The sequence below is a fragment of the Bradyrhizobium sp. USDA 4454 genome (assembly GCF_054822705.1).
This window is the reverse complement of record NZ_JBTRCN010000001.1, coordinates 4,233,357-4,252,705: the sequence shown is the minus strand read 5'-3', so window position 1 is coordinate 4,252,705 and position 19,349 is coordinate 4,233,357. Positions and strand designations below refer to the sequence as shown.

The window sequence follows — 19,349 nt, the reverse complement described above, 5'->3', positions numbered from 1 at the left end:
ATGACGCTGTCCGAGCTCTGCATCCGCCGCCCGGTCATGACGATGCTGATCACGGCGTCGATCATCGCCTTCGGCGTGTTCGGCTTCCGCCTGCTGCCGGTCTCGGCGCTGCCTAAGGTGGATTTCCCGACCATTGCGGTCACTGCGACCTTGCCCGGCGCTAGCGCCGACACCATGGCGGCCTCGGTCGCCGGGATCATCGAGCGCCAGCTCTCGACCATCGCCGGCATCTCGTCGATGAACTCGAACTCGTCGCAGGGCACGAGCGTCATCACCATCCAGTTCGACCTCAACCGCAACATCGACGCCGCCGCGCTCGACGTGCAGACCGCATTGACGATCGCGCAGCGCCGGCTGCCGATCGAGATGACGATCCCGCCGAGCTTCCGCAAGGTGAACCCGGCGGATTTCCCGGTGCTGTTCGTCTCGCTGGGCTCGGCGACGCTGCCGCTCTCGGCGGTCAATGAATACGGTGACATCACGATCGGGCAGGCGCTGTCGCAGCTGCCGGGGGTCGCGCAGGTCTTGATCTACGGCACGCAAAAATTCGCGATCCGGGTCCAGGCCGATCCGGAGGCCGCGGCCGCCCGCGGCGTGTCGATGGAGGACATCCGCGCCGCGGTGTCGCGCGCCAATTCCTCGACCCCGGTCGGCACGCTGAACGGCCCCAAGCAGGACGTCGCGCTGCAGGCCTCCGGCCAGATGGACAAGGCGGCCGACTACCGCCAGATCTACGTGGCCTGGCGCAACGGCTCGCCGGTCCGCCTCGACGAGATCGCCAAGGTCTATGACAGCGTCGAGAACGACAAGATCGCGACCTGGATGAACGACGAGCGGGCGATCGTGCTCGCGATCCAGAAGCAGCCCGACGCCAACACGGTGGCCGTGGTCGATGCCGTTCTCGCCAAACTGCCGTCGCTGCGCGCCGCGATCCCGCCCTCGGTCACCATGCAGGTGATGATGGACCGCTCGGTCTCGATCCGGCAGGCGGTCAGCGACGTCGAGGAGACCCTGCTGATCGCGGTCGCCCTGGTGATCCTGGTGATCTTCCTGTTCCTGCGCTCGGCGTCCGCGACCTTCATCCCGGCGCTGGCGGTGCCGATCTCGCTGTTCGGCACCTGCGCGGTCATGTACGCGCTGGATTACTCGATCAACAACATGACACTGCTGGCGCTGACGCTCTCGGTCGGCTTCGTGGTCGACGACGCCATCGTCATGCTGGAGAACATCGTCCGCCACGTCGAGCACGGCATGAAGCCGTTCGAGGCGGCGCTGAAAGGCGCCCGCGAGATCGGCTTCACCATCATCTCGATCACCTTCTCGCTGATCGCCGTGTTCATTCCGGTGCTCCTGATGGGTGGCATCGTCGGCCGCGTGTTCCGCGAATTCGCCGTGACGATCTCGGTCGCGATCATCGTCTCCGGCTTCGTGTCGCTGACCCTGACGCCGATGCTGTGCGCCCGCGTGCTGCGCGCCCATGACGCGACCAAACGGCCCAACATCGTGCTGCGCGTGTTCGAGGCGATGTTCGAGGCCTGGCTGCGCGCTTATGAGTGGGCGCTGGACTGGGTGCTGGCCAAGAAGGCGCTGATGCTGGTGGTGACGCTGGCGACGCTCGGCGGCACCATCTATCTCTACATGATCGTGCCGAAGGGGTTCTTCCCGCAGGAGGATACCGGCTTCCTGATCGGCGTGACCGAAGCCGCGACCGACACCTCGTTCGAGGCGATGAGGGTGCGCCAGCAGGCGCTGGTCGAGGTGATGCGGACCGATCCGGCGGTCGACTACGTCAATTCCACCGTCGGCTCCGGTGGTCCCAATCCGACCACCAATTACGGCCGACTGTTCATCGCGCTGAAGCCGCAGAAGACCCGCGACAACGCCACCGTCGTGATCGGTCGGCTGCGTCAGAAGGCGCGCGAGATCCCGGGCATGCAGGCGTTCTTCCAGAGCGTGCAGAACCTCAGTATCGGCGGCCGCATCTCCAAGAGCCAGTATCAATATGTGATGCAGAGCGGCGACACCGAGTCGCTGTACCGGCTGGCGCCGGAGCTGCGCGACAAGATCGAGAAGATTCCCGGCCTGCTCGACGTCACCACCGACCTCTACATCAAGAACCCGCAGATGACAGTCGACATCGACCGCGAGAAGGCGGCGGTCTACGGCGTCACCGTCGATCAGGTCCGCAACCAGCTCTACAACGCCTACGGCGCGCGGCAGGTCGGCACCATCTACATGCCGTCGAACGACTACCAGATCATCCTGGAGGCGCAGCCGCAGTTCCGTGTCGATCCGTCCGATCTCTCGAAACTCTACATGAAGACCGCGAACGGCCAGACCATTCCGCTGGACGCGGTAGCGCGGCTGGTGCCATCGGTCGGACCGCTGCAGATCAACCACCAGGGCCAGCAGCCGGCGGTGACGATCTCGTTCAATCTCGCGCCCGGCAATTCGCTCGGCTACGCAGTCGACAAGATCACAGAGCTCGAGCAGAGCGCGAATTTGCCGCCGACGATCGCGACAGGATTCTCCGGGACGGCGCAGGTGTTCCAGGATTCGCTGCGCGGGCAGGGCGTGCTGATCCTCGCCGCGGTGTTCGCGGCCTTCGTGATCCTCGGCATCCTCTATGAGAGCTTCATCCACCCGATCACCATCATCTCCGGCCTGCCGTCGGCCGGCATCGGCGCGATCCTGACGCTGATGCTGTTCGGGATGGAGCTGTCGGTGATCGCGATGATCGGTATCGTGATGCTGGTCGGCATCGTCAAGAAGAACGCGATTATGATGGTCGACTTCGCGCTGGAGCGCCGCCGCGTTGGGCTGAGCGCGGAGCACGCGATCCGCGAGGCGGCGCTGCTGCGCTTCCGCCCGATCATGATGACGACGTTCGCGGCGATCTTCGGCACGCTGCCGATCGCGCTCGGCGCGGGTGCCGGGGCCGAACTACGTCAGCCGCTCGGCGTCGCGGTGGTCGGCGGCCTCTGCGTGTCGCAATTGCTGACGCTGTTCATCACGCCGGTGATCTACGTCTATCTCGACCGCATCGACCGCAGGCTGCGGCGCAAACTCGATCCGCAGCCGGACGCGGGTGGTGACGTCGCGCGGCCGCAGGTGGTTGCCGCGGAATAGCGTACGCGTCCGGCCAACCGGTGACCGGTTCGCCCCGCGAAGCGGCGTCAGATGAGTTTGCGTTAGATCGAGAAGCTGGTGCCGCAGCCGCAGGAGGCGGTGGCGTTCGGGTTGACGACGCGGAACGAGGCGCCGATCAAATCGTCGACGAAGTCGACTTCCGAGCCCGCTAGGAACGGGACCGAGGCGGGATCGATCAGCACCACGGCGCTGTCGCGCTCGATCACGAGGTCGTCATCGGCCTGGGTGCGCTCGACGTCGAATTTGTACTGGAAACCGGAGCAGCCGCCGCCCTCGACGGAAATGCGCAGCTTGGCGCCGTCGCCTTCCTTGCTGAGGATCTGCCCGATCCGGCGGGCAGCCCGTTCGCTGACAGTGATGGCAGCAGTCATGGTCGGTCTCCAAAACCCAATTCTCGGCGCTATCTAATCGGATCGCGCCCGGCGTCATGCCCAATTCATTTGGTCCGCCGTCTCAGACATAGTTAAGTGCGTCGGACCATGGAATCAAATGGATAAGGACTAAAATACAGTGTCGGTCGGAATGGCTGCCCCCCGTGCGCCTTATGCCTGCGACCCCGACCGCAGCCGTGGCCGGCTGGTCACCGAGCCGCCGAGCCGGACCCGCAGCCCGTTCCGGCGCGACTGCGACCGGGTGATCCATTCCACCGCCTTCCGCCGCCTCAAGCACAAGACCCAGGTGTTCGTCTTCCATGAGGGCGATCATTACCGCACCAGGCTGACCCATTCGCTGGAGGTCGCGCAGATCGCCCGCGCGCTGGCGCGCCAGCTCGGGGTCGACGAGGACCTGACCGAGACGCTGGCCTTAGCGCATGACCTTGGCCATCCGCCCTTCGGCCATGCCGGGGAGCGGGCGCTCGACGACTGCCTGAAAGATGATGGCGGCTTCGATCACAACGCCCAGGCGCTGCGGGTCGTCACCTCGCTGGAGCATCGCTATCCCGAGTTCGGCGGGCTGAACCTGACCTGGGAATCGCTCGAGGGGATCGTCAAGCACAACGGCCCGCTCACCGAGCGCAACGGCGCGCCGACCGGCCGCTATCTGCAAAGCGGCATTCCGGTCGGGATCGCCGAATACAACAAGACATACGACCTCGAGCTCTGGAGCTATGCCTCGCTCGAGGCGCAGATCGCGGCCTTCGCCGACGACATCGCCTACGACGCCCACGATATCGACGACGGCCTGCGCGCCGGCCTGTTCGCGGTCGACGATCTCAAGGAAATGCCGCTGACCGCGGAGATCGTCGCCGAGATCGACCGCCATTACCCTGATCTCGACGAGGTCCGGCGCGGCGCCGAACTGGTGCGTGAGCTAATCTCACATTTCATCAGCGCCGTATTCAACGAGGCGAGCCGGCGTCTGGCGGCCGCGCAGCCGCAATCGGCCCAGGATGTCCGTCGCCACACTGCGCCGCTGATCGCGTTTCCGCCTGAAGTGGCCGAGCAGGAGGCGGCGATCAAGGCGTTCCTGTTCCGGCGGATGTATCGCCATCCGCGGGTGATGCTGGTCATGCGGGAGGCGGAGCAGGTGGTCCGCAATCTGTTCGACCGCTACCGGCAATCGCCCGGCGACCTGCCGGCGGAATGGATCGAGGGCAGCGTGCAGGAGACCGCCAGCGCGAGGAACAGGCGGATCGGCAATTTCATTGCCGGGATGACCGACCGTTTCGCCCTGATCGAGCACCAAAGGCTTTTTGACTCGACCCCGGATTTGCGTTAGCGCCCTGCCATGGCCGACACCACTGCTTCACCACACCTTTTTGCCGACATGCTGACGCGCGTGCACGCGATCTGTGCCGCCGTCGCAGCCGAGGACAACTGGCCCGCGGGCATCGACCTCACGCGCGTCGTGGTCGAGCCGCCGCGCGATGCCAGCCACGGCGACATGGCGACCAATGCCGCGATGGTGCTCGCCAAGGATGCCAAGGCCAAGCCGCGCGAGCTCGCCGACAAGATCGCCGAAAGGCTGCGCGCCGATGCGCTGGTGGCTTCCGTCGATGTCGCAGGTCCGGGCTTCATCAATTTGACCTTGAAGCCGCAGGTCTGGGCGGACGCGCTGCGCGCCGTGCTCGCCGCCGGCTCCGCCTTCGGACGCAGCGACGTCGGCCGGGCCGAGAAGGTCAATGTCGAATACGTCTCGGCCAACCCGACCGGGCCGATGCATGTCGGCCACTGCCGCGGCGCCGTGTTTGGCGATGCGCTGTGCAGCCTGCTGCAATTCGCCGGCTTCGACGTCTGCCGCGAATATTACATCAACGACGCCGGCGCCCAGGTCGACGTGCTCGCGCGCTCGGCGTTCCTGCGTTACCGCGAAGCGTTGGGGCAGGATATCGGCGCGATCCCGGAAGGGCTTTATCCCGGCGATTATCTGGTGCCGGTCGGGCAGGCGCTGGCCAGGGAATACGGCGACAAGCTGCTCGACATGAAGGACGCCGAATGGTTGCCGGTCGTGCGCGACAAGTCGATCGCAATGATGATGGAGATGATCAAGGGCGATCTTGCCGCGCTCAACATTCATCACGACGTGTTCTTCTCCGAGCGCTCGCTGATCACGTCAGGCAACAACAAGGTCGCCGAGACCATCGATTTCCTGCGCGCTAAGGGCGACATCTATCAAGGTCGCCTGCCGCCGCCGAAGGGCAAGCCGGTCGAGGATTACGAGGACCGCGAGCAGTCGCTGTTCCGCGCCACTGCGTATGGCGACGACGTCGATCGTCCGCTGATCAAGTCGGACGGCTCATACACCTATTTCGCATCCGACATCGCCAACCACCGCAACAAGTTCGAGCGTGGCTTCACCAATCTGATCGACGTGTTCGGCGCCGATCACGGCGGCTACATCAAGCGCATGCAGGCGGCGGTGAAGGCGGTGACCGCAGGCAAGGCCGTGCTCGACGTCAAGATCGTGCAGCTCGTCAAGCTGCTGCGCGACGGCGAGCCGGTGAAGATGTCGAAACGTTCCGGCGATTTCGTCACGTTGCGCGAGGTGGTCGACGAGGTCGGCTCCGACGCCGTCCGGTTCATGATGCTGTTCCGCAAGAACGATGCGGTGCTCGATTTCGACCTCGCCAAGGTGATCGAGCAGTCAAAGGACAACGCCGTCTTCTACGTTCAGTACGGCCACGCCCGCGGCCATTCGATCTTCCGCAACGCGCGAGAGGAGGCGGTTCCGGACCTGCCCGAGACCGACGAGGCTCGGTTGGCCTATCTCCGTAGTGCTACGGTGGAGCGGCTAACGGACCCGGCCGAGCTTGACCTGCTCAAGCGACTTGCGCTTTATCCACGGATGATTGAGGCTGCGGCCATTGCCCATGAGCCGCACCGAATCGCTTTTTATCTCTATGATTTGGCCAGTGAATTTCATGCGCTGTGGACCAAGGGGCGCGATTTGCCCTATTTACGCTTCATTATCAATAATGATGCAGAGATCACGAGGGCGCGACTGGCAATGGTTCAGGGCGTCGTCTCGGTTCTGGCATCGGGCTTAGCTGTTCTAGGCGTCCACGCTCCGACCGAGATGCGGTAGGCAGGGGCATTAGGCTCTCACGAGTGGGGATTTGTGAGGGCATCTGGCAGGGGCCAACTCGTTCGGACCGGCTGTGCCGGCGATCTTGGCGCTTTCCCGAAGGGGATGCATCATCACAATGGCTGATCGATATCAGGACCGACATTTTCCCGCCGACACGGCTCCCAAGGCCGACAGCGATCCGCTTGCCGAACTGGCACGGTTGATCGGCCAGACGGATCCATTCGGCGCCGCCACCAAGCCGCCGCCGCGTCCGCTGCAATCGCGCGCCAATGCGCGGCCGCAGCAGTATGAGCCGCAGGCGGACGAGGACGATACGCCGCCCGCGGGCCCGCCGTCCTGGATGCAGCGCGCGCGGCAGGAGGCGGCCGTTCCGCCGCCAGTGCAGCAGGCCGAATACGACGAGCCCGAGCCGGATGATCTGCCGAAGCCGGTGCATCCGTTGCATCGCTATGCGGCGGCCCAGCAGCCGCAGCCTGCACCCGAGCCGGTCGCGACCTATCAGCCAGCCGAGCCTGCCTATCGGCCGGTCGAGGCCCCGCGGCAGCCCGAGGCGTTTGACGACGAGCCGCACTATGGTGGTCAGACCCAGGATCCGGCGCGCTATGACGACGCGCTGTACGGCCAGCTCGAAGCCGGCGAACAGGATTTGCAGCGCGATCCGGCTTATCCGGACGATCCCTACGCCTATGAGGCGTATGACGAAGAGCCCGAGCCGCGCAAGCGCAGCAGCGGCTTGATGACGGTTGCAGCGGTCGTGGCGCTTGCGGTGGTGGGCACCGGCGGCGCGCTCGCCTATCGCAACTATGTCGGTTCGCCCCGCACCGGCGAGCCGCCGATCATCAAGGCTGACAACACGCCGACCAAGGTGATCCCGGCCCAGGCCGATGCGCCGGCCAAGACGCCGGACCGGATGGCGACGGGCGATGGCACCGAGAAGATCGTGTCACGTGAAGAGACCCCGGTCGACGTCAATTCGAAGGCCGCCGGACCGCGCGTGGTGTTCCCGCCGCTGAACACGAACGCCAATCCGCCGCCGGCCGCGAGCGTGCAGACGGCACAGCCGGCGCCGGCACCGGTCACGGCGAACGGGACCTTGTCGAACAGCGAGCCGCGCAAGATCCGCACCCTCGCGGTCAAGGGCGAGACGCCTGATGGCGCGCCGGCCGCGGCGGCACCGGCCACCAAGCCGGCGGCCGCGGCGAAGCCGCCGGTATCGCGCGGCAATCCTTCGGCGGCCAATGCCAGCGTGAACGCGCCGATGTCGCTGACCCCCGGTCAGGCCGATGCGGCGCCGGCCGCGCCTCCGACCCGGGTGGCATCGACCTCGACCGCTTCGGTCGGTGGCGGTGGTGGATATCTGGTCCAGGTGTCGTCGCAGAAGAACGAGGCGGACGCACAGGCGTCATACCGGACGCTGCAAGGCAAATACCGCAACGTGCTCGGTTCGCAGCCTTTGGTGGTCAAACGCGTCGATCTCGGCGAGAAAGGCGTCTATTACCGCGCTTTCGCCGGACCGTTCGGGTCATCGGAAGAGGCGAGCCAAGTCTGCAAGAACCTGATGTCGGCTGGTGGGCCGCAGTGCCTCATCCAAAGAAATTAAAGGCGGTTTCCTTGACCCGTGAGCTGCATGCGGCCTAATCGGCCGAATGACGAACCGCGCATTCATCACGGGCGTATCCGGACTGACCCTCACTGACGCCGAACGCGAATTCATTCGCGCCGAGCGGCCATGGGGCTTCATCCTGTTCAAACGGAACATCGAGAGTCCTGCCCAAGTGGCCGCTCTTGTTGGGGAACTCAGGTCCATCACAGGACAGGCCGATGCCCCGGTCCTGATCGACCAGGAAGGCGGGCGGGTGCAGCGCCTCGGACCGCCGCACTGGCCCGTCTATCCGCCTGGCGCGAGCTTCAGCGCGCTCTACGACATCGACCCCAAGCTCGGCCTTGCGGCGGCCCGGCTCAGTTCACGGCTGATCGCGGCCGATCTGATCGACCTCGGAATCACCGTCGACTGCCTGCCTCTGGCCGACGTTCCGGTGGCCGGCGCCGATGCGGTGATCGGCAACCGGGCCTATGGAACCGAACCAGGCAAGGTCGCTGCGATCGCTCGCGCGGTCACCGACGGGCTGGAACAGGGCGGGGTGCTGCCGGTTCTCAAGCATATTCCCGGCCATGGCCGGGCCACCGCAGACAGTCATTTCCGGCTTCCGACGGTCGATACTGCCAAAGCCGAGCTGGAACGGACCGATTTCGCTGCGTTCCAGCCGCTGGCGGACCTGCCGATGGCCATGACTGCACATGTTGTGTTTAGCGCGCTGGACCCCGTCCATCCGGCGACGACTTCTGCGACAATCATCGAACAGGTGATTCGCGGCCTGATCGGGTTTCAGGGTTTGTTGATGAGTGATGACGTGTCGATGAATGCGCTGGCCGGATCGATTGCCGAACGGACCCGCGCCATCGTCACCGCCGGTTGCGACGTGATCCTGCACTGCAACGGCAATATCGACGAGATGCGCGAGGTCGCACGGGAGACGCCGGAATTGGCCGGCAAGGCGCTCGAGCGCGCCAGGGCGGCGCTCGCTGCGCGGAAGCAGCCCCAGCCGCTCGACCGGCAGGCGGCGCGGGCTGAACTGGATGCGTTGTTGGATCGGGTAGGGACGGCATGACCGCTGAAATTCTATCGTTTGAGACCGGGCGGCCGGCCGAGCTCGCGGATGGCGAACCGGCGCTGGTGGTCGACGTCGAGGGCTATGAAGGCCCGCTCGACCTGCTGCTCACGCTGGCGCGGCAGCAGAAGGTCGACCTGTCGAAGATCTCGATCCTGGCGCTCGCCGACCAATATCTTTCGTTCATCGAGGCGGCGCGCAAGATTCGCCTCGAGCTCGCCGCCGACTATCTGGTGATGGCCGCTTGGCTTGCGTTCCTGAAGTCGCGGCTGCTGTTGCCCGAACCGCCGAGCGCGGAGGGGCCGAGCGCCGAGGAAATGGCCACCGCGCTCGCCAACCGGCTGCGCCGTCTGGAGGCGATCCGCGAGGCGGCCAACCGGCTGATGAACCGGCCGCAGTTCCAGCGCGATATCTTTCCGCGCGGCAATCCGGAATCGATCGCCGAGATCAAGCATCCGAAGTTCACTGCGACGCTGTACGACCTGCTGTCGGCCTATGCCACGCAGCGTCAGTCGCGCGTGCTGACCACGGTGCATTTGCAGAAGCGTACCGTGTGGTCGCTGGCCGAGGCGCGCGCCTCGCTGGAGCGGCTGGTCGGTATCGCCGAGGACTGGAGCTGCCTCGACGAGTACCTGATGAATTACGTCGCCGATCCGACCCAGAAGGCGACGGTGTTCGCGTCGAGCTTCGCCGCAGCCCTCGAGCTGGTTCGCGAAGGCGAGATGGAAATCAACCAGAAGCAGGCGTTCGCGCCGATCTATTTCCGAAAGCGTCAAGCGCAGGCCGCAATGGCCGCGCCGGACCTGTCGGTTGAGTGAGTGGAAGAAGGAGAGCAAGCCCATGGCAAGCTTGGCGGAAGTGCGCAGAGACGAGCCCGAGGAGGAGGTTTCTCCTATGGATCAGCCCGTAGCGCGTCCTGAGGAATTGCGGCTCCTGGAAGCCTTGTTGTTCGCATCGGCCGAGCCGATCGATCAGGCAACGCTGGCAAAGCGGATGCCCGACGGCGTCGATATCAAGCAGGCGCTGGCACAGTTGCAGGCGGAATATGCGCCGCGCGGCGTGAATCTCGTGCGGGTCGCCAACAAGTGGACGTTCCGCACCGCGGGCGATCTGTCGTGGCTGATGACCCGCGAGAGCACCGAGACGCGGAAGCTGTCGCGTGCCGCGATCGAGGTGCTGGCGATCGTTGCCTATCACCAGCCAGTGACCCGCGCCGAGATCGAAGAGATTCGCGGCGTGGTGACCTCGAAGGGCACGATCGACGTGCTGCTGGAAACCGGCTGGATCCGCCCGCGCGGCCGCCGCAAGACGCCCGGCCGTCCGTTGACCTTCGGAACCACCGACGCGTTCCTGTCGCAGTTCAGCCTGGAAGCGCTCGGCGACCTGCCGGGGCTCGAGGAACTGAAGGGCACCGGTCTGCTCGACTCGCGCCTGCCGACCGGCTTTTCCGTTCCATCGCCGTCAGATGACGCGACGCTGCGCGAAGACGAGGAGCCGCTCGAGCCCGGCGATACGCTGGAACTGCTACTGGCGCCGGCCGTTGAGCCAGAGGCCAAGGAACCGAAGGCCGCGACCGAAGCGAGTGCCGAGGTCGGGACCGCCGACCTCAAAACAACGGCCGAGGCCGAAACCGAAGTCGGGGCGGAAGCTGCCGCAGAGCTCGACGCGGACGAGCCTGACGCCGGTGAGCCTGACGCCGATGAGCCGGACGAGCGCACTGAGGCGGGCGACCATGACGGCGCCGACGAGAAGGGCGAATAGCCCGGAATATTCCCGGTTAAGCCTAGCAATATTACGTAGCCGCGACAGCGATTTGCCGCGGCCGAAGTCCTTGTTTTTGACACCCCGCAGGCCTAACTTCCGGCCATGTTCAGGCCGGTCCGCCGGCCATTTTCGGAGGGTTGCAGGATGGGTTCGCTGAGCATTTGGCACTGGATCGTCGTGATCGCAGTGGTCCTGCTGCTGTTCGGACGCGGCAAGATTTCGGACCTGATGGGTGACGTCGCCCAGGGCATCAAGGCCTTCAAGAAAGGCATGCAGGACGACGACAAGGTCGCCGAAAAGGCTGAGCCCACCAAGTCGATCGATCACAATGCTGCGCCGTCGGCCGCGCGCCAGGACGTCGGCAGCAAGGCCGTCTAACGCGTTCGCATCGACGCATATTTCGACGTTTTTTCTTGCGCGTTTTCTTGCGCGAAACGGTGACGCCGTCGCACAGACGCGCTATGGACGCCGATTGAGAAAAGGCGCCGGCAGCCCCAGATCCTGTGAGGACCGCAAAATCCTATCAGGGCTATGGGGCCGATGGCGGCGCGCTTAGGCGGAAGAATTCATGTTCGACATCGGGTGGAGTGAACTGGTCGTCATCGCGGTCGTCGCGCTGATCGCCATCGGCCCGAAAGAGCTTCCGGGCGTGCTGCGCATGGTCGGGCAATGGATGGGCAAGGCCCGCAAGATGGCCGCCGAATTCCAGGGCCAGTTCCAGGAAGCCATGCGCGAGGCCGAGATGGCCGACCTCAAGAAGAGCTTTGACGAGGTCCGGGAAGCCGCAACCGGCATCACCGGCGGCAACATCATGACCTCGCTGCAGAAGGACGTCAGCGACGCCCTGCAGATCGACAAGCCGGTCGATGCGCAGGTGGCGTCTGCGATCAGCGAACCGGTGACGCCCACGACACCGGCGGAGCCGACGCCGGAAACCTTCGTCGAGGCCGAGACGCATGCCGCCGGCGAGCCGCTCGCCATCACCAGTGAGGTAAAGGCGGAGCCGGCGCCGCAGGACGTGACGCCGGCGCAGCCCGACGTGCTGAAGGACGCGAGAGCGTCATGAGCGCCGAAGATATCGAGGCCTCCAAGGCCCCCTTGATGGATCACCTGATCGAGCTGCGTTCGCGGCTGATCAAGGCGCTGCTCGGCTTCGGCGTGGCCTTCATCATCTGCTTCTTCTTCGCCAAGCAGATCTACAACGTGCTGGTGTGGCCGTTCGTCTGGATCGCCGGCCCGGAGAATTCGAAGTTCATCTACACGGCGCTGCTGGAATATTTCATCACCCAGCTGAAGCTTGCGCTGTTCGGCGCGGGCTTCATCTCGTTCCCGATCGTCGCTACCCAGATCTACAAATTCGTCGCGCCCGGGCTCTATAGGCATGAGCGCAACGCCTTCCTGCCGTATCTGATCGCCACCCCGGTGTTCTTCGTGATGGGCGCGGCGCTGGTCTATTTCGTCGTGCTGCCGATGCTGGTGCGGTTCTCGCTCGGCATGCAGCAGGCCGGCGGCGCGGAGACGGCGCAGATCCAGCTGCTGCCCAAGGTCGGCGAGTATCTCTCGCTGATGATGTCGCTGATCTTCGCCTTCGGCGTCGCGTTCCAGCTTCCGGTCATCCTGACGCTGCTCGGCCGCATCGGCATCGTCACCTCGAAGATGCTCAAGGAGAAGCGGCGCTATTTCATCGTGATCGCCTTCATCATCGCTGCCGTGCTGACGCCACCCGACGTGCTGAGCCAGGCCTCGCTGGCGATCCCGCTGCTGGCGCTCTACGAGGGCGCCATCATTGCGGTCCGGATGGTGGAGAAGAAGGCGACCACCGCCTCAACCACGGCGCCGTCGGCGACCAATCCGGCCGAGTAGGGCGGTTTCACCACGTATCCGGCCGTCATACCCCGCGAAAGCGGGGTATCCAGTACGCCGCGGCTTCTCGGCGGCACGCTGACGTCTCTGGAATACTGGATCACCCGCTTTCGCGGGTGATGACGGTCGTGGTAGTGGAGGCGCTGCCAAACGTTGACTTACAACGTTGTCTGCAAAAAAGCGACGTTAGGACCCCGACTGCCATGCACGACATCAAAGCGATCCGCGACAACCCCGCAGCCTTCGACGCCGGCCTGAAGCGCCGCGGGTTGGACGCGCTGTCGCCGTCGCTGCTGGCGATCGACGAGAAGCGGCGTGCGGCGATCCTGGCCTCCGAGCAGGCCCAGGCGCGGCGCAACGCGGCCTCGAAGGAGATCGGCGACGCCAAGAAGGCCAAGGACGAGGCGCGCGCGGCCAAGCTGATGGCCGAGGTCGCAGAACTCAAGACCACGATGCCGGAGCTCGAGGCTTCGGCGAAGGCGGCCGACGAAGAGCTGACCAGGCAGCTGTCGTCGATCCCCAATCTGCCGCTCGACGAGGTGCCCGACGGCACCGACGAGCATGGCAACGTCCAGCACCACGTGTTCGGCAAGGCGCGCGACTATGGCTTCACGCCGAAGCTGCATGACGATCTCGGCACCGCGCTCGGCACTATGGACTTCGAAGCGGCGGCGAAATTGTCCGGTGCGCGCTTCGTCGTGCTGAAGAAGGGACTGGCGCGGCTCGAGCGTGCGATCGGGCAGTTCATGCTCGACCTGCACACCGGCGAGCACGGCTACACCGAGATCAACCCGCCGCTTCTGGTGCGCGATGCCGTGATGTTCGGCACCGGGCAGTTGCCAAAATTCGAGGATGACCAGTTCTGGGCGATCAAGGGCGAATTGCTGTCGACGCCGAATGCGGATCTGCGCAGCGAGCGCCTCGGTCTCATTCCCACCGCGGAAGTCTCGCTGACCAACCTCGTGCGCGAATCCATCCTCGACGAGAAGGAGCTGCCGATGCGGCTCACCGCGCTGACGCCGTGCTTCCGTGCGGAAGCGGGTGCGGCGGGACGCGACACGCGCGGCATGATCCGCCAGCACCAATTTACCAAGGTCGAGCTGGTGTCGATCACGACGCCGGAAGCCAGCAAGGACGAGCTCGAGCGCATGCTGTCCTGCGCCGAGCAGGTGCTCCAGAGGCTCGATTTGCATTATCGCGTGATGACGCTGTGCGCCGGCGACATGGGCTTCTCCGCGCAGAAGACTTACGACATCGAGGTATGGATGCCGGGGCAGGGCGACGGCGGCGCCTATCGCGAGATCTCGAGCTGCTCGGTGTGCGGCGATTTCCAGGCCCGCCGGATGGACACGCGCTATCGCGGCCCCGACGGCAAGCCCCGTTTCGTCCACACGCTGAACGGCTCCGGTACGGCGGTGGGCCGCGCCTTGATCGCCGTGATGGAGACCTACCAGCAGCAAGATGGTTCGATCTCGGTGCCCGACGTGCTGCAGCCCTATATGGGCGGGCTCAAGGTCATCGAGCACGGCATGTGAGGCGAGGGCCAGTGTGATGCCGCTGCACCGTGACATCCACTGGCTTGGCAAGCAATGGGCCGTCACCGGCCATGGTCTGCAACTGATCAATCAGAAGCAGATGGGCTATTACGACATCGAGGCCGCGCGGCTGTGGGACGCCCGCGTGGTCGAGGTGCAATCCAAGGCCTGGATCGACAGACCCGACTTCGACAAGGCGCTGGAGATCGCGCGCGGCAAGTTCGCGCAACTTGCGCCGGCCGACCGGCCGCCGTCTGCCATGGTTGCGCCGCCGCCTCCGCCTCCGAACCGGGCGACGCCGGCGGCCGCGCCACGTGCGCCGCTTGACGCCGCATCGGTGCCGTCGATCGAGGAGCTGCTGGCGCGGCTGAAATCGCGATCGGCTGCGGCAGCTCCCATCGTAAATCCGGCCGAGGCTCCCGCCTCGGTGGCGCCCGCGCCGGCCAAGACTGAGCCTCTCCAGGCGGAAGCCACCAGGTCCGAACTCCCCAAATCGAAGCCTCCGGAACCTCTCAAGCCGGAGCTCCCGCAGTCCGCGCCGCTCACCCCCGAGGCGCCTGTACCTGAAGCTCGGAAGGTGGCCCCGCCGAAGGTTGAGCCGCTCCGGTCCGAAGCTCCGAAATCCGAGACTGCCGAGGCCGTCGCCCCAAAGGCCGAGGCTCCCAGGCTCGAGGCTCCGAAATCCGAACCGCGCTCGGCCGCGCCGGTCAAAAAACTCGAAGTGCCGCCGCTGGCGCCGGCTATCACGGTCGTTCGGCGGTTCGTCAGACCGGCCTGGCCGGTATTCGAGTGCAAGATCGCCGGCAGCGGCAGATTTGTCCGGCCGTGGCGCGTGACCTCGGCGCGATGGCACGGGCCGTCGTCAGGTTTGCCTCCGCGGCCCTAGCCGGTTAAGACGGCCATCGACGCAAAAATCGCAATCGAAGAAACCCGCGTCGAATCGGAACAAGAGGCACTTTGACGGATGCGAATTCTCTGCACCAACGATGACGGCATCAACGCTCCCGGCTTGAAGGTCATTGAGCAGATCGCACGCGCTCTGTCCGACGACGTCTGGATCGTCGCCCCCGAACTCGATCAGTCCGGCGTCTCGCATTCGCTGTCGCTGAACGATCCGCTGCGCCTGCGCGAGATCGGCCCGCGTCACTTCGCGGTGCGCGGCACGCCGACCGATTGCGTCATCATGGGCGCGCGCCACATCCTCGGGGACAAGCTGCCCGATCTCGTGCTGAGCGGCGTCAACAAGGGCCGCAACGTCGCCGAGGACGTGGTCTATTCCGGCACCATCGCCGGCGCGCTGGAAGGCACCATCCTGGGCTTTCCGTCATTTGCGCTGTCGCAGGAGTTTTCGATCGACACCCGCAATGCGCCGCTGTGGGATACCGCGCTTACGTTCGGCCCCGACATCATCCGCAAGGTGATCGAGGCGGGTGTGCCGAGAAATACCGTCATCAACGTCAACTTCCCGTCCTGCATGCCCGACGACGTCAAGGGCACCCGGATCACGCGGCAGGGCAAACGCAATCAGGGCTTCCTGAAGATCGATCGCCGTCACGACGGACGCGGCAATCCGTATTTCTGGATCGGCTTCGAGCGCGCGGCGATGATGGATACGCCGGCCGAAGGCACCGATCTCGCCGCGCTTGCCGCGCGCTACGTCTCGGTGACGCCGCTGCGTCTCGACCGCACCGACGAAGCGTTCTCGGAAACGCTGACCGCGACGCTGAAGTGAATTCCTGTAGCCCGGATGGAGCGAAGCGTAATCCGGGGTCGCTCTCGATACGTAGAAGATTCCCGGATTGCGCTCCGCTCCATCCGGGCTACGAAGAACCTGAAATCTAAACCGGCGCGCGCTTCATCGCGCTGGAGATCACCTGGGCGAGCGTTTCCAGCTGGAAGGGCTTCTGCAGCGCCGGACGGTCGCGATATTCCGGCGGCAGGCCGGACGAGCCGTAGCCGGTCGCGAAGATGAAGGGGCGGTTGCGGGCGTTGATCAGCTCGGCAACCGGGGTGATCACCTTGCCGTTGACGTTGACGTCGAGGATCGCGAGGTCGAATTCGGTGGATTGCGCGAGCTTGACGGCTTCGCCGATCTCGCCGGCCTCGGCCGCCACGCTGTGGCCGAGCTCTTCCAGCATATCGGCGACCATCATCCGGATCATGACCTCGTCCTCCACGAGGAAAACTGAACAGCCCGCCGGCCGTATCGCTGTCATGATGGAATCCTTGCCCGTCCCTGAAATAGGCTCGCAAATAACACCACGAGGCGCAATGCAAACGTTTGGGAATTGGCCCTTTTCCAGCGCGCAACGCAGCCCGCCACGTCGCTCCGGCTGACTTGCTACGCTGGATTCCGACCAAAAGCCGTGGTCCGCGCCATCCGGCGTTCACCGCGCATCGTGTCGGGATTATATGGGAAGCTTCCGCACCGGCGCCAACCCGAATCGGTGTGCCGGTTCCCGGCCGGGAACAAACGGCGACGGGAAATTTTTCCTTAACGCGGTATTTCGGATTTCAATGGCATCAAGCTGAGCGAGATCCGCTGCTGCCCAGAGTCGCTGATGAACATGGCCGTAACCCCCGATCCGACCGAGAAGATGATGTTTCAGCTCACCCTGCGGCGGCGGGGGGTGAGCGATCAGGCGGTGTTGCGCACCATGGAGGAGGTGCCGCGCGAGGTGTTCGTCGATCCGCGCGATCGCAATTATGCTTATCGCGACAGCGCGCTTGCGATCGACTGCGGGCAGACCATCAGCCAGCCCTTCGTCGTGGCCTACATGACCGAGCAGTTGCAGCTGCAGAAGGACCACCGCGTGCTCGAGATCGGCACCGGCTCGGGTTACCAGGCGGCCGTGCTGTCCCGCCTGTGCAAGCAGGTCCTGACCATCGAGCGCTACCGGACACTGGCCGATGCGGCCCGCAAACGCCTCGAGAAGCTGGGCTACTACAACGTCGAGGTGCTGCTCGGCGACGGCTTCGACGTCCCGGCCGGGGCGGGCGATTTCGACCGCATCATCGTCACCGCGGCGATGGAGCAGATCCCGGAGAAGCTGCTGGAGCGGCTTGAGCCGAGTGGCATCCTGATCGCCCCGGTCGGGCCGCATCAGGGCACCCAGACCCTGGTCCGGATGCTGCGGACCGCAAGCGGCTTCGACCGCAAGGAACTGGTCGACGTCCGCTTCGTACCGGCGCTGCCGGGAATCGCGCGCGAATTGTAAGTTTGGCGATTTGCTGCTTGGCACCAACGCCTTATTCGCAGGGTTAAGCGGTTATTTACTCGCGACGTGTTTACTCAAAACAGTCTTTTGTTGCGTACGAGTGAGTAACCATGTCTGGGGTTGTTGAGTTGCTTCGCTCGCGTCGCGTACCGCAGGTTGCGGTGCTGGCGCTGATGTCCATGGCTTTTGCCGGTTGCAGCGCCGATATGTCGTCGCGCTTCTCGCAAAATTCCTACTCGCAAAATCCGTTTGCGTTTGATCCGCAGCCGACCGGCACGGTGCAGCAGGCGCCGCCGCCGCGCGAGCTGCCGCAATACGCGCGGCCGCGAACGCAACCGCAATATTCGCAGTATCAGTCGCAGCCGTTGCCGCCGCCGGTCGCGGCGCCGCAGTCCTATCCGGTTGCCAACGGCAACGCGGGCGTCTCCGGAGGCGGCCGCGGGCTTTCGTCCTACACGCCGCCGCCGGCGCGGCCGCAGATCGAGACCACCGGCACCGTTCCGCGTTCGGTCGCCGCAGCCCATGCCGGACATGGCGGCACCACCATCATCGTCGGCACCAGCGATACGCTGGAGGTGCTGGCGCGCCGCTACAACGTCTCAACCGCCGAGATCCTCCGCGCCAGCGGCTACAAGGGCCCGCGCGCGCTGTCGCCCGGCCAGCAGCTGATCATCCCGCACGCGGGGGCAGTCGCCGCGGCGCCTGCGACGGGGGCACCTGCCACGCGGCCGGTCGCCGCGGCGGCGGCGCCTTCCGGCGTCCACTATGTCAATCGCGGCGACACGCTGCACAGCATCGCGCGCCAGCACCACATCCCAGTGGCCGAGCTTGCCCGCGCCAACAATCTCGACCAGTCGGCGAGGCTCAGCCTCGGCATGAAGCTCGTGGTGCCCGGTGCCAAGACCGCGATGGCGGCTCCAGCGCCGGTTGCGCAACCTGCTGCTGCCGCGCCGGTCGCGACCGCGGCTCCTGCGCCGGCCGTGGCGGCTCCGAAGGTCGTCGCTACTGCGCTGCCGCAGCAGAGCGCGCGGCTGGTGCAGCCGACTGCGACCGTGGAACAGCCGGCCGTTGCGACTGAGCCGCCTGTCGCCGCCAAATCGAGTGAGGCCACCGGCGCGTTGCCGACCTTCCGCTGGCCGGTGCGCGGCAAGGTCATCACCGCCTACGGTTCGAAGACCAACGGCAAGGTCAATGACGGCATCAACGTCGCGGTGCCCGAAGGCACACCGGTGAAGGCGGCCGAAGACGGCGTCGTCGCTTACTCCGGCAACGAGCTGAAGGGCTACGGCAACCTCGTGTTGGTGCGCCATTCCAACGGCTACGTCACCGCCTACGCCCATGCCAGCGAGATCCTGGTGAAGCGAGGCGATACCATCAAGCGCGGCCAGGTGATCGCCAAGTCGGGCCAGTCGGGCGAGGCGGGCTCGCCGCAGCTCCACTTCGAAATTCGCAAGGGATCGTCTCCGGTCGATCCGCTCCAATTCCTCAACGGCGCGTAAGTTACGCGCCGGGACTTCCAAGGGACTTCCAGGTCTCACAACAAAGACAGCGGGGGAGGCGCAAGCCTCCCCGTTTTGTTTGTGCTCGCGCCGTTTCCCGTAGCCCGGATGAAGCGAAGCGCA

Annotated in this window: 16 protein-coding genes and 1 pseudogene; 15 read left to right on the top strand and 2 right to left on the bottom strand. The window is 65.3% G+C overall.

Translation table 11 applies throughout. From position 1 onward, the window contains the following. The gene (locus ACVIW0_RS19990; protein ID WP_461353870.1) at positions 1-3,129 is read left to right on the top strand and encodes an efflux RND transporter permease subunit; all 3,129 of its coding nucleotides are present in this window, start codon (positions 1-3) and stop codon (positions 3,127-3,129) included. Between the two features lie 62 nt (positions 3,130-3,191). Here the strand turns inward: ACVIW0_RS19990 and erpA are convergent, their stop codons facing one another. Continuing rightward, a complete protein-coding gene (gene erpA, locus ACVIW0_RS19985) occupies positions 3,192-3,521 on the bottom strand; it encodes an iron-sulfur cluster insertion protein ErpA (protein ID WP_021081206.1) in 330 nt (109 codons plus the stop codon). 139 nt (positions 3,522-3,660) lie between these two features. Here erpA and ACVIW0_RS19980 point away from each other — a divergent pair, with 139 nt between their 5' ends. The 12 genes and pseudogenes from ACVIW0_RS19980 (at position 3,661) to surE (ending at position 16,241) form a co-directional block, all read left to right on the top strand. Continuing rightward, positions 3,661-4,869, top strand: a complete 1,209-nt coding sequence (locus ACVIW0_RS19980) for a deoxyguanosinetriphosphate triphosphohydrolase (RefSeq protein ID WP_461353869.1) — start codon at positions 3,661-3,663, stop codon at positions 4,867-4,869. Positions 4,870-4,878: 9 nt separating this feature from the next. Continuing rightward, entirely contained in the window at positions 4,879-6,675 is a 1,797-nt protein-coding gene (argS, locus tag ACVIW0_RS19975; RefSeq protein WP_461353868.1) for an arginine--tRNA ligase, read from the top strand. 118 nt (positions 6,676-6,793) lie between these two features. Further along, the gene (locus tag ACVIW0_RS19970) at positions 6,794-8,278 is read left to right on the top strand and encodes an SPOR domain-containing protein (RefSeq protein ID WP_461353867.1); all 1,485 of its coding nucleotides are present in this window, start codon (positions 6,794-6,796) and stop codon (positions 8,276-8,278) included. 46 nt (positions 8,279-8,324) lie between these two features. Continuing rightward, entirely contained in the window at positions 8,325-9,347 is a 1,023-nt protein-coding gene (gene nagZ, locus ACVIW0_RS19965) for a beta-N-acetylhexosaminidase (RefSeq protein ID WP_461353866.1), read from the top strand. Next, the gene (locus ACVIW0_RS19960) at positions 9,344-10,165 is read left to right on the top strand and encodes a segregation and condensation protein A (protein ID WP_461353865.1); all 822 of its coding nucleotides are present in this window, start codon (positions 9,344-9,346) and stop codon (positions 10,163-10,165) included. Before nagZ ends, ACVIW0_RS19960 begins: the two co-directional genes overlap by 4 nt. A 22-nt stretch (positions 10,166-10,187) precedes the next feature. After that, positions 10,188-10,908 (top strand): annotated as a pseudogene (gene scpB, locus ACVIW0_RS19955) (SMC-Scp complex subunit ScpB); the annotation flags it as partial. A 347-nt stretch (positions 10,909-11,255) separates the two neighbouring features. Next, positions 11,256-11,489 (top strand): twin-arginine translocase TatA/TatE family subunit, encoded by a 234-nt coding sequence (locus tag ACVIW0_RS19950; protein ID WP_461353864.1) that lies wholly within the window; start codon positions 11,256-11,258, stop codon positions 11,487-11,489. A 190-nt stretch (positions 11,490-11,679) separates the two neighbouring features. Further along, positions 11,680-12,177 carry a Sec-independent protein translocase protein TatB gene (gene tatB / locus ACVIW0_RS19945; RefSeq protein ID WP_461353863.1) on the top strand — a complete coding sequence of 166 codons (498 nt, stop codon included), beginning with the start codon at positions 11,680-11,682 and terminating at the stop codon, positions 12,175-12,177. Continuing rightward, the gene (tatC, locus tag ACVIW0_RS19940) at positions 12,174-12,974 is read left to right on the top strand and encodes a twin-arginine translocase subunit TatC (protein WP_461353862.1); all 801 of its coding nucleotides are present in this window, start codon (positions 12,174-12,176) and stop codon (positions 12,972-12,974) included. Before tatB ends, tatC begins: the two co-directional genes overlap by 4 nt. 203 nt (positions 12,975-13,177) lie before the next feature. Beyond that, positions 13,178-14,509, top strand: a complete 1,332-nt coding sequence (gene serS, locus ACVIW0_RS19935; RefSeq protein WP_461353861.1) for a serine--tRNA ligase — start codon at positions 13,178-13,180, stop codon at positions 14,507-14,509. A 16-nt stretch (positions 14,510-14,525) separates the two neighbouring features. Beyond that, positions 14,526-15,395, top strand: coding sequence for a hypothetical protein (locus tag ACVIW0_RS19930; protein ID WP_461353860.1), 870 nt, complete (start codon positions 14,526-14,528; stop codon positions 15,393-15,395). Positions 15,396-15,473: 78 nt separating this feature from the next. Continuing rightward, positions 15,474-16,241 carry a 5'/3'-nucleotidase SurE gene (gene surE, locus ACVIW0_RS19925; protein WP_461353859.1) on the top strand — a complete coding sequence of 256 codons (768 nt, stop codon included), beginning with the start codon at positions 15,474-15,476 and terminating at the stop codon, positions 16,239-16,241. Positions 16,242-16,347: 106 nt separating this feature from the next. Here the strand turns inward: surE and ACVIW0_RS19920 are convergent, their stop codons facing one another. Next, positions 16,348-16,725 carry a response regulator gene (locus tag ACVIW0_RS19920; RefSeq protein WP_461353858.1) on the bottom strand — a complete coding sequence of 126 codons (378 nt, stop codon included), beginning with the start codon at positions 16,723-16,725 and terminating at the stop codon, positions 16,348-16,350. A 345-nt stretch (positions 16,726-17,070) separates the two neighbouring features. On the opposite strand from ACVIW0_RS19920, the gene ACVIW0_RS19915 reads away from it, so the two are divergent. After that, positions 17,071-17,727 carry a protein-L-isoaspartate(D-aspartate) O-methyltransferase gene (locus tag ACVIW0_RS19915; RefSeq protein ID WP_461353857.1) on the top strand — a complete coding sequence of 219 codons (657 nt, stop codon included), beginning with the start codon at positions 17,071-17,073 and terminating at the stop codon, positions 17,725-17,727. 110 nt (positions 17,728-17,837) lie between these two features. Next, a complete protein-coding gene (locus ACVIW0_RS19910) occupies positions 17,838-19,226 on the top strand; it encodes a peptidoglycan DD-metalloendopeptidase family protein (protein WP_461353856.1) in 1,389 nt (462 codons plus the stop codon). Positions 19,227-19,349: the final 123 nt, after the last annotated feature.

Bases quoted from the DNA above. Each gene is read 5' to 3' on its own strand.
- ACVIW0_RS19990 (WP_461353870.1), top strand. From the start codon at position 1: ATGACGCTGTCCGAGCTCTGCATCCGCCGCCCGGTCATGACGATGCTG.
- erpA (WP_021081206.1), bottom strand. From the start codon at position 3,521: ATGACTGCTGCCATCACTGTCAGCGAACGGGCTGCCCGCCGGATCGGG.
- argS (WP_461353868.1), top strand. From the start codon at position 4,879: ATGGCCGACACCACTGCTTCACCACACCTTTTTGCCGACATGCTGACG.
- ACVIW0_RS19970 (WP_461353867.1), top strand. From the start codon at position 6,794: ATGGCTGATCGATATCAGGACCGACATTTTCCCGCCGACACGGCTCCC.
- nagZ (WP_461353866.1), top strand. From the start codon at position 8,325: ATGACGAACCGCGCATTCATCACGGGCGTATCCGGACTGACCCTCACT.
- ACVIW0_RS19960 (WP_461353865.1), top strand. From the start codon at position 9,344: ATGACCGCTGAAATTCTATCGTTTGAGACCGGGCGGCCGGCCGAGCTC.
- ACVIW0_RS19950 (WP_461353864.1), top strand. From the start codon at position 11,256: ATGGGTTCGCTGAGCATTTGGCACTGGATCGTCGTGATCGCAGTGGTC.
- tatB (WP_461353863.1), top strand. From the start codon at position 11,680: ATGTTCGACATCGGGTGGAGTGAACTGGTCGTCATCGCGGTCGTCGCG.
- tatC (WP_461353862.1), top strand. From the start codon at position 12,174: ATGAGCGCCGAAGATATCGAGGCCTCCAAGGCCCCCTTGATGGATCAC.
- serS (WP_461353861.1), top strand. From the start codon at position 13,178: ATGCACGACATCAAAGCGATCCGCGACAACCCCGCAGCCTTCGACGCC.
- ACVIW0_RS19930 (WP_461353860.1), top strand. From the start codon at position 14,526: ATGCCGCTGCACCGTGACATCCACTGGCTTGGCAAGCAATGGGCCGTC.
- surE (WP_461353859.1), top strand. From the start codon at position 15,474: ATGCGAATTCTCTGCACCAACGATGACGGCATCAACGCTCCCGGCTTG.
- ACVIW0_RS19920 (WP_461353858.1), bottom strand. From the start codon at position 16,725: ATGACAGCGATACGGCCGGCGGGCTGTTCAGTTTTCCTCGTGGAGGAC.
- ACVIW0_RS19915 (WP_461353857.1), top strand. From the start codon at position 17,071: ATGAACATGGCCGTAACCCCCGATCCGACCGAGAAGATGATGTTTCAG.
- ACVIW0_RS19910 (WP_461353856.1), top strand. From the start codon at position 17,838: ATGTCTGGGGTTGTTGAGTTGCTTCGCTCGCGTCGCGTACCGCAGGTT.